The organism is uncultured Cardiobacterium sp. (assembly GCF_938028185.1).
In the GTDB taxonomy this organism is placed as follows: domain Bacteria; phylum Pseudomonadota; class Gammaproteobacteria; order Cardiobacteriales; family Cardiobacteriaceae; genus Cardiobacterium.
The window spans coordinates 1-7,744 of record NZ_CALJAH010000078.1 but is presented as its reverse complement, the minus strand read 5'-3'; the positions used below and the strand labels follow the sequence as shown (position 1 = coordinate 7,744).

General features: G+C 62.7%; 5 protein-coding genes and 1 pseudogene. 2 read left to right on the top strand and 4 right to left on the bottom strand.

Annotated elements, in window-relative coordinates:
- Positions 1-87: 87 nt before the first annotated feature.
- The 4 genes and pseudogenes from Q0349_RS14040 to lptD form a co-directional block, all read right to left on the bottom strand.
- The gene (locus tag Q0349_RS14040) at positions 88-564 is read right to left on the bottom strand and encodes an SCP2 sterol-binding domain-containing protein (protein ID WP_366916258.1); all 477 of its coding nucleotides are present in this window, start codon (positions 562-564) and stop codon (positions 88-90) included.
- Between the two features lie 198 nt (positions 565-762).
- Positions 763-1,032: pseudogene (locus Q0349_RS14035) on the bottom strand (rRNA adenine N-6-methyltransferase family protein); the annotation flags it as partial.
- A complete protein-coding gene (locus Q0349_RS02500) occupies positions 1,029-2,327 on the bottom strand; it encodes a peptidylprolyl isomerase (protein ID WP_298079295.1) in 1,299 nt (432 codons plus the stop codon). The gene Q0349_RS02500 and the pseudogene Q0349_RS14035, both read right to left, overlap by 4 nt.
- Positions 2,324-4,534 (bottom strand): LPS assembly protein LptD, encoded by a 2,211-nt coding sequence (gene lptD / locus Q0349_RS02495; RefSeq protein ID WP_298079293.1) that lies wholly within the window; start codon positions 4,532-4,534, stop codon positions 2,324-2,326. Before lptD ends, Q0349_RS02500 begins: the two co-directional genes overlap by 4 nt.
- 115 nt (positions 4,535-4,649) lie before the next feature.
- Between lptD and purH the strand changes: the two genes are divergently transcribed.
- Together purH and Q0349_RS02485 are read left to right on the top strand one after the other, a co-directional pair.
- Complete coding sequence (gene purH, locus Q0349_RS02490) at positions 4,650-6,215, top strand: bifunctional phosphoribosylaminoimidazolecarboxamide formyltransferase/IMP cyclohydrolase (protein ID WP_298079291.1); 1,566 nt, start codon at positions 4,650-4,652, stop codon at positions 6,213-6,215.
- A 95-nt stretch (positions 6,216-6,310) separates the two neighbouring features.
- Positions 6,311-7,627, top strand: a complete 1,317-nt coding sequence (locus Q0349_RS02485) for a F390 synthetase-related protein (RefSeq protein ID WP_298079289.1) — start codon at positions 6,311-6,313, stop codon at positions 7,625-7,627.
- The last annotated feature ends 117 nt before the right edge of the window (positions 7,628-7,744 follow it).

Genomic DNA, 7,744 nt, shown 5'->3' with positions numbered 1-7,744 from the left:
GCGTACTGCCTTCAGCGGCGCGCCTTGTCTGAAACTTTCGGTGGATGGCTATACATACAGGGTAGCGGGGAAGATGTATGTAAATGCCTATGCCGCGCCGGGGTGCCAGCGGTGTCCGCGCGTTTGCAGCCAGGCGGTGAGGCGCTGTGGCAGCAGGCGTTGCCAGCGCCAGTCCACGCAGTCGAGCAGGTTTTTGGTGGCAAGTCCCAGCGCGGTGTCGCCTTCGATTTGCAGTTTGCGGTTGAAGAAGAGGGTGTCGGGGTCTTCTTCGCGCAGAATCATGCGCAGGTAGTCGGCGCTGTTGGCGGCAAGGCGCAGGTCGGGCGCGCCGGGGTAATTCTCTGCGGTGAAGCGCTGTGTGTCGGCGCTGAAGCGGATGCTGATGCCGAGGTCAAGTACGTCAAGCTGGAAGTGACGTCCGGCAAATTGTGTCATGTCGGCGGGCAAGAGGCCGCGGCGCAGCATTTGGTTCAGGGTTTGCACGAGGATGAGGCGCGGCGGCAGGGTGGGCAGGTGGCGGCCTATGCGCGCGAGCCAGCCCGGCAGCGGTTGGGTGGGGCGCAGTTTGGCGAGCAGACGGGTGGGGGTAGAAGGTGCCGGGTTTTGGGAATCGGGAGATGTGCTGAAAGGTACGCCGTTTCGGAGAGGACGGGTTTGCATCGGCGGTAATTTCATGGACGCTACCCCCACCCCAGCCCTTTCTCGTCCTTCGGACGAGCTGTTCCAGTCCCCCACAGGGGGAGGGAGCATATTGCCAAAATCAATATCGAGGATGTCGGCGTGGATGAGGTGCAGGGTGCCGAGGGGTGCGGCTTTTTTCGCAAGCGGCGCGAGGACGCGCGGGTCGTATTCGACGGCGGTCAGTGCGCCGGTTTGTCGCAGGAGCGGCAGGGTGAGCGCGCCGAGGCCGGGGCCGATTTCCAGAATGCGCTCGTCCGCCTGGGCGTTGATGACGGCGAGCAGGCGGGCGATGACGGCTTCATCACGCAGGAAGTGTTGGCCCAGGTGTTTGGCGGCTTTGACTTCGTTCATCGGATGTTGATGTAGGCTTCGCGGCGCAGGGCTTGCAGGCGTTGTTGCCACGCTTCGTCCAGCGCTTTGGCGTAGAGGTTGCGTTTGATTTGTTCGCGCACGACGGCTTCGCTTTTGTCGCTCTGGCGGCGGTCGCGCACGAGGATGATGTGGTAGCCGTAGGGGGTTTTCACGGGTTTGCTGATGCTGCCGACGCCCTGTTTTTCGATGGCCTGCGCCAGTTCGCCGCTGAACTGGTCGGCGCTGACCCAGCCGAGGTCGCCGCCTTTGGCCGCGGTTTGCGCGTCTTCGGAGTAGCGCCGCGCCAGGCTGGCGAAGTCGGCCCCGGCTTGCAGTTCGCGGTAGATGGCGTCTATTTGCGCTTTTTGGCTGGCATCGTCGTGGCCGTCGTTGGTGCGCAAGAGGATATGCGAGACGTCGGCTTCGGCGAGGGTGTAGTTGCCTTCGGCGTTGTGTTTTTCGGCGACTTTGAGGAAGTGCATTCCGTCGTCGTCCACCACCGGGTTTTCGACGATTTCGCCTGCGCCGAGTTTGGCCAGCGCGCGGGCGAAGCGCGGCGGGATGGTGCCGAGGTTGACGTCGCCCAAGTCGTTGTAGTGTGCGCCAGCGACGCGGGCGCTCGCCTGTTGCAGGTTGCCGCCGCTGTCGCGCAGGGCTTGTGAGACTTCGCGGATTTTGTTGTCCACTTCTTTGGCGCGGCTGTTGGCGTCGCCGTCGGGCAGCGGGATGAGCAGGTCCTGGACGTGGATGGTGCTGCCTTGTTCGCGCGCCAGTTTGGCGAGGTATTCGTCCACCTGGCGGTCGCTGATGTTGATGTCGGCGCCGACCATGCCTTCTTTGAGGTGTTCTTGCGCGAGGCTTTTGCGGATTTGGGCGCGGAAGGCGTCGCGGTTCAGGCCGGTGTCGCGTTGTGCCTGGGCGTAGAGTTTTTGTTCGCTGACTTTGTTACGTTCGGCGATTTGCGCGATGGCGGCGTTCAATTCGTCTTCGCTGATGTCCAGCCCGGCTTTTTGTTCGATTTGTGCGAGCAGGTGGTTCATGATGATGTGTTCGAGCAGTTGGTGCTCCAGTTCGCCGGCGGGCAGTTTGAGGTCTTTCGGCATACTTTTCCGCGCGGTCTCCATTTCTTGCGCGAGCTGGCGGCGGGTGATGGCTTCGTCGTTGATGACAAGGCCGATTTCGTCGATGGGTTGTTCGGCGCCTGCGGGCGCGTTGGCCGGGCCGAATTTGAGGTTTTGTGCCGGGGCGGCGAGGCTCATGCCGATGGCGATGAGGGCGAGGGTGAGTGTTTTCAAAAGGTGTTCTCCTCTGAAAGTGGGGTGAAGCCGTGGATTTCTTTTTGCAGCATCCGCCCGGAGCGGCTGCCCATGTTGCCCAGTCCTTTGAGTACGAATTCGAGGTAGATGGCGCTGTGTTTTTGGTCGTCGCCGGGGCGGTCGCGCCAGTGTTTGCCCGCCAGCCGCCAGGCCCAGCAGCAGTCGTTGTATTCGACGCCGCTGACGTGGTTGAAGAGGCGGTGGTGGCGGTGCGAGTAGTCGCTGCGGTAGAACAGCCGCCATTGCGGGTTGATGCGCCAGGTGGCGGCGAGGGTGGTCTGGTTGTAGTCGCGGCGGTTGTAGTGGTGCGCGAGGTTGATGAAGCGGTCGCGGTCGAGGTGGTAGTCGAGGCTGATGACGTCGCGTTCGTTGCGGTGTTTTTGCGTGTCCCAGTAGGTGAGGCCATAGAGGCGCCAGTGTTGGTCAATCTGGTAGAGGCCTTCGCTGACGAGCACGGAGCGGCCTTGTTTTTCGGTGGCCTTGTCGCCGAGCTGGACGCGGCGGTCTTTGAAGTACTGGATTTGGCCGAGCGAGAGGCGCAGTTTTTCTTGTCCGTCGTGGTTGCGGTAGAAGCTGCTGCTGACGGAGGTGGTGAGCTGGTTGGCGTCGCCGATGCGGTCTTCGCCAACGAAGCGGTTGCGCGCGAAGAGCCAGTTCCAGGAGAGGCTGCGTTCGTCGGTGTCGAAGTCGGGGATTTCGCTTTGGTCTTTGTAGGGGGTGTAGAGGTAGTACAGGCGCGGCTCCAGCGTTTGTGTCCAGTCTTCGCCCTGCCAACCGAAGTTACGCTCGAAGGTGAGTTTGCTGTCAAAGCTGAAGGTCGGCAGGAAGCGGTCGTGATGTTTGCCGCGCAGCTTGTCCTTGCGCGTGCTGTAGTCGTAATGGGCGTAGTTGGCGCTGATTTGTGGCTCGATGTAGCCGTAGGCGGCATCAAGACGGTAAGCGGCGCTGACGTCGCCGCTGTAGCGGTTGGCACCGCCCAACTCGTCTTTGCGGAAGTGGACGGCTTCGGCGCTCACGTCATAGCGCCAGTTGCCGTTTTTGAGGGTGTGGTTGTAGGTGAGCTGGGGCGCGCGGCTGTAGGGTTTGTCCGCTTCGCTGACCACCGGGTCAATGCGCTGGTAGTCCTGCGCGCGCAGCATGAGGTTGCCGTAGTCGGTGTTGCCGTAGAGGGTGAAATGGCGCTCCAGATACCATTCGTCGTAGAGGCGGAAGTCGGTGGTGAGGTCTTTGACGTAGTCCACGTCGGAGACTTGCTGGTGCAACAGGTCGGTGTGCCACTGGTCGTTGAAGTGGTACTGGTGCGTGCCGCGCCAGCTCCAGCGCGGGTGATGCGGGCGTTTGCGGTCGTTGGCGAGCAACGCGCCGTAGAGGGTGCCTTCCTGTTTTTCGCCGAGGAAGCGGTATTCGGCGTCGGCCATCAGGCCGCGTTTGGTCATCGGGCGGAAGGTGAAGGTGGCGTCCTGGTTGGGGGCGATGTTCCAGTAGTAGGGGATGCTGACTTCAAAGCCGCGCTCTTCGCTGCTGCCCATCGAGGGGATGAGGAAACCGCTTTGCCGCGCCGAGCTGATGGGGAAGGAGAAGTAGGGCAGGTAGAACACCGGGATTTTGCCGATGCGCAGCGTCATGTCGCGCGCAATGCCGCGTTCGCGGTTGTGGTCGAGCATCAGCGTATGCGCCTTGATGTGCCAGGCGGGATGGAGGCGGGGGCAGGTCGTCCAGGTGACGCTTTCAAAGTCATCGCGGTTGTTTTTGCGGTCAAAGCGCGCGTTTTTCGCAGACCCCACCGCCGCCTGCTGTTTGCCGCGCATATAGTATTCGGCTTCTTCAAAGGAGGCGGTCTGCGCCCCGCTGTCGTAATGCCCCTTGATGCCCTCAATCGCTGCCTGCGGCGATGAGATGACGCCGCCACGGTTGAGATCGGCCTTGCCTTCTTCGTGGCGGTAGGTGAGTTCGGGCGCAAACAGGTGCTTGTCGCCCTGGTGCATTTCCACCGAGCCGGAGAAGTCGGCGCGCAGATAATCGCCTTCAGAATTGTCGGCGCGGACGTGCACTTCCTTGTCGTTCGGGTCGCCGCCCAGTTCGGTAAAGACCGCGAGCGGGTCGGCCGCGCATTGCAGCGCCCCCGCTTCCACCGGAAACCACAAAAACACACACCAGATATAACGGAATTGCAACACGCGGGTCATCTACTATGGTGAAAAAACGCGCTCATTTTAACAAAAGCGCCATTGCCGCCGCTAACCATTTGCCCATCCGGTATCATAAGCGCCATTTCAACCATACCAGACCGGGAGACCCGCCATGAGCCACAACATCACCCCGCGCCGCGCACTGATCAGCGTATCCGACAAAAGCGGCCTCGTCGAATTTGCCAGCCGCCTTGCCGCGAGCGGCGTGGAAATCCTCTCCACCGGTGGCACCGCGCAGGCATTGCGCGACGCCGGCATCGCCGTCAAGGACGTCAGCGAACACACCGCCTTCCCGGAAATCATGGCCGGGCGCGTCAAAACCCTGCACCCGAAAATCCACGGTGGCATCCTCGGACGGCGCGGCACCGATGATGCGGTGATGACCCAACACGGCATCGCGCCGATAGACCTCGTCATCGTCAACCTCTACCCCTTCCGCGAAACCATCGACAAACCGGGCGTTAGCCTTGAGGAAGCCGTGGAAAACATCGACATCGGCGGCCCGGCGCTCGTGCGCGCGGCGGCGAAAAACTACGAATCCGTCGGCGTTGTCGTCAGCCCTGCCGACTACCCCGAAGTCATCACCGCCATCGAGCGCGGCGCCTTTGACCTTGAGCTGCGCCAGCGGCTGATGGCCAAAGCCTTTGACCACACCGCCGACTACGACCGCGCCATTGCCAACCACTTCATCCCGCTGTTTGGCGCGCAAGAAAAAGGCTTCCCGCAGCACTACCACGCCGACTACCAACTGCACGGCGTACTGCGCTACGGCGAAAACCCGCACCAGCAGGCCGCCTTCTACACCAGCCGCAAACCGGCCGGGGCGACGCTCGCCACCGCCAAACAAATCCAGGGCAAGGCACTCTCCTACAACAACCTCGCCGACGCCGACGCCGCCCTGCAAACCGTGCTGCGTTTCCCCGAATACCCCGCCTGCGTCATCGTCAAGCACGCCAACCCCTGTGGCGCCGCCCTTGGCGACAACATCCTCGCCGCCTACGATGCCGCGCACCGCTGCGACAGCACCTCCGCCTTCGGCGGCATCATCGCCTTCAACCGGGGGCTGGACGGCGAAACCGCGCGCGAAATCATCAGCCGCCAGTTCGTCGAAGTCCTCATCGCCCCCGCCTACGACGACGACGCGCTGCAAGTGCTTTCGCAGAAGCCGAACATCCGCGTGCTGGAAATCAAAAGCGAAGGCCACACCGGCGGCGAATGGCAACTGACCAGCATCCACGGCGGCCTGCTCGTGCAAGAATGGGACAGCGGCATCATCAACAGCGAAAACCTGAGCACCGTCAGCGAACGCGAACCCGCGCCGGAAGAGCTGCACGACCTGCTCTTTGCCTGGAAAATCGCCAAAACCGTCAAATCCAACGCCATCGTCCTCGCCAAAAACCGCGCCACCATCGGCATCGGCGCGGGGCAGACCAGCCGCGTCTTCGCCTCGCAAATCGCAGTGCTGAAAGCGCAAAGCGAAGGACTGGACACACGCGGCAGCGTCCTTGCCAGCGACGCCTTCTTCCCCTTCCGCGACGGCGTTGATGCCGCAGCCGCCGCAGGCGTGCGCGCCATCATCCAGCCGGGCGGCTCGGTACGCGACCCGGAAGTCATCGCCGCCGCCAACGAACACGGCATGGCGATGATCTTTACCGGAATGCGCCATTTCCGCCACTAAAACCCTCTGTGGGGGTACAAAAAAGCAAAAAGCCGGTGGGGTGAGCCCCACCATATCCCCACACCCCGCCCGCCACACACGCAAAAGGACACGCCATGCCACCACGGGCCAACAACCTCTACGAAATCCTCGCTTCATACCAGCGCAACCGTCGCCAGTATTTCGCCGACCGTGACGCCCTCGAACAATGGCAGCGGCGGATGCTGCTCCGCCTTTACAAAGAAACCCTGCCGCGCAGCCCCTACTACCGGCAATACCTCGGCACGCCGCTGGAAAACTGGCCGGTGCTGACCGCGCACGACCTCGCCCGCCACTTCGACCAAATCAACACCCTCGGCGCGCGCCACGAAGACGTCTTCGCCCGCGCCGTCCGTGCCGATATCTCGCGCGATTACGCCTACTTCGCCCGCGACTACATCCCGCTCCTCTCCGCCGGCAGCAAAGGCCGCCGCCGCGCCTTCCTCATCAGCCACGAAGAGCGCATAGACCGCATCGGTGCCATCCTCGCCCGCCTCTACCCGGACGAACTGCCCGAAACCCTCAGCATCGCCTGGTACTACCGTGGCAACAACGCCCCCTGCTACCAGCTCGACAGCGAACCGCTCACCCTGCACAGCTACGACATCCAGGACGACCCCGGCTACCTGCTGAAAAAACTGCGTCACCAACAACCGCACATCATCATTGCCCCGGCGAGCATCCTCCTCGCCCTGCTGCGCCGCATCATGCAGGGCGAACTCGAACTCACCCGCTGCACCCGCGTCTATAACAGCGGCGAAACCCTGACCGCGCGCGACCGCCTCGCACTGCGGCGCCAGTTCGCCGTCGTCGGCGACCTCTACCAGAGCGTCGAAGGCCTGCTCGGCATCACCTGCGCGCATGGCCGCCTCCACCTTGCCGAAGAAAAATACCACGTCGAAAAAGAATGGCTGGACGACCAGCACTACATCCCGCTCATCACCGCCTTTGGCACGCAGGCCCTGCCGCTGGTGCGCTACCGCGTCGATGACATCCTTGCCGACGACCCGAACCCCTGCCCCTGCGGCAGTTGCACCCAAACCGTGCGCGCCGTTGAAGGGCGACTGGACGACATCTTCATCCTGCCGACGGCGAGCCTCATCCACCGCAGCAAAATCTACCCGCAGACCAGCCATCACGCGCTGGCTAGGCTGCTGCCGTGGAAAACCGACTATCGCCTGACCCAAACTCGCAAGGACAGCATCAGCCTCGCCGCCGACGCGCCACTCGCCACCCTGCAAGAATGCCGCACCCACCTTGATCTCGCCTGGCAACACCTCGGCGTTGATACCGCACAACTGCATTGGCAACTCACCCCGCAGCTACCACCGCCCGACCTCAGCGTCGAACAACGCCGCATCCGCCGCAGCCTCGCCGCCACGCGCAGCACCTGAACGAACGCCCGCTTTTCCCGCAAAGCGGGCGTTTTCATGATGCGCGACAAGAGGAGGCGTACTATAGCCATCCACCGAAAGTTTCAGACAAGGCGCGCCGCTGAAGGCAGTACGCGG